We start from the raw sequence: 1,732 nt of genomic DNA, 5'->3' as shown, positions 1-1,732 counted from the left end.
AAATTTTTGAAAAAATAAAAGGCGGGAAACTCGAACGATAAGAAAGAAAACAAAAAGTCAGATTTCAGGCTCCAAGGCTAAATTACCTCCCTGACATCAAAACCCAATACTTAAAACTTAAAACTTAAAACTTAACACTTAACACTTAACACTCAAAACAACTACAATAACGCAGGCCTGACCCCACCCCAGGCCTGACCCCACCCCACTTTTACCTCATCCCCCGTCTGACCTCATCCAGCAACCCCCTGATTTCACTGGTCAGATAATCGCAGAACTTATCTTTCATAAAAGTTCTTTCCTGAACGTCCATTGGCAGGAAACGCGCCATTTCCGACTTGAAAGCTTCGCCGTGAATGATCTCCGGCAACCGCTGCCAGGTACTTTCCAGCTTGAGGTCATAATCATTGACGCAGTAATCATCGATCTTGTTGTTCACCCACCCATGGTTGATTTCCGTCCCTGCCTGCTTCAACCAGCGCAAATCCCAAATATCCCGGTGACGTACATAATGCTGGGTATTGACCAGGGACACCAGCTTGTCAGCCATAATCTCGGCAAGCGTTTCAGTCAGAACCAGCGTGTCGCCATACCCATCCGGCAGAAAGTCATAATTGGTTTGCAGGGCCCTGGGAATACGGGAATACGCAGGAACATTGGCCACTTCAATCTTGATCCGCTGTCTGGGCAAATGCCTCTGTCCAGGCGAGCTTACGACTGTAAGCTGCCATTTATCAACCTTTAACCCGTCGTGATCGGGATCAGCCCTCAATTCGCGGGGCTCCTTGACCAGCACATCGAGACTGTAGCGCGCGCCGATGTAATGCTCAAGACATTCCTTCATCTTCGCCATCTGCCGGCCGGCAAAATCCCTGCCACCGGAAAAATCAAGATCCTCACTGAAGCGGGGTGACCCATAGCACAAACGAAGCGATGTCCCGCCCTGAAAGGTCAAAATATCAAGCAGCCCTTCTTTGTCGAGACTGAAAAGAATGTCATAGTGCAGCAATTCTTTTTCGATCACCGGCCGCATATGGCCACGCCCGGACAGGATCATGGCTTTCTCCACCAGCGCTGCAAAATTTGCCGGTTCAATCATCGGTCAGCGCCTCCTCGTCCACCAGATGGGTATTGCGGCCAACCCGCTTCAAGTCCCGCCATGCGGCCATCGGGGTTGCCAGCCGCAGGGGGCGGCCGACATTGCGAATACTGGCAAGAATATTGGATGTGGCCCGTTTGGTATGGGTGAACTCAATGGTACCCCAGGGGGTGCGGTATAATCCTTTACGGCCCGTTGTCATAACCGTGAGGCGATCGACCGGAATTTGTGAAATGGCACCGTATTCGGAAAGCACGGATTCCAGGCTGAGGTAGTTGTATTCCCCGCGGCGCAGTGCCACGGCAATCCGCTCAACCGTGTGGCTGTCCATGCTGCGCGCCAGGGAATACACATAAATCCCCCGGCAGGCCCGTCGCAACCAGCCATCCTTCACCAGCCGATTCACCGCCTCCTGAAGGGTTTTGGCACTGTCATCCAAAAAAAGCTTGGCGAGATCATGGCGCGTAAATACATAACGCCCCGCCTCATCCCACGCGGTCAACACCTTGATTGCTGTTTGTTTGTCCATAACACCTCAAGTGTACACTAATACTATAATCATATAGTCCTTATGTCAACTTGAGTCAACTGACTTTTTTTGGTTTTTACCACCACATCATCCACCACAACACC

2 protein-coding genes are annotated in these 1,732 nt (G+C 51.0%); both read right to left on the bottom strand.

Annotation, left to right across the window (positions count from 1 at the left end; genetic code table 11):
• Positions 1–211: 211 nt before the first annotated feature.
• Positions 212–1,099: a nucleotidyl transferase AbiEii/AbiGii toxin family protein gene (locus DPO_RS23560; RefSeq protein WP_006968890.1), complete on the bottom strand. Its 888-nt coding sequence runs from the start codon at positions 1,097–1,099 to the stop codon at positions 212–214.
• Positions 1,092–1,628 (bottom strand): type IV toxin-antitoxin system AbiEi family antitoxin, encoded by a 537-nt coding sequence (gene abiEi, locus DPO_RS23555; RefSeq protein ID WP_006968889.1) that lies wholly within the window; start codon positions 1,626–1,628, stop codon positions 1,092–1,094. Before abiEi ends, DPO_RS23560 begins: the two co-directional genes overlap by 8 nt.
• Between the last annotated feature and the right edge of the window lie 104 nt (positions 1,629–1,732).

Origin of the sequence: Desulfotignum phosphitoxidans DSM 13687 (assembly GCF_000350545.1) — a bacterium.
Lineage (GTDB): Bacteria > Desulfobacterota > Desulfobacteria > Desulfobacterales > Desulfobacteraceae > Desulfotignum > Desulfotignum phosphitoxidans.
The sequence above is the reverse complement of the archived record's forward strand: the minus strand, read 5'-3'. Positions and strand labels throughout refer to the sequence as shown.

Coding starts and splice junctions, on each gene's coding strand:
- DPO_RS23560 (WP_006968890.1), bottom strand. CDS start 1,099: ATGATTGAACCGGCAAATTTTGCAGCGCTGGTGGAGAAAGCCATGATC.
- abiEi (WP_006968889.1), bottom strand. CDS start 1,628: ATGGACAAACAAACAGCAATCAAGGTGTTGACCGCGTGGGATGAGGCG.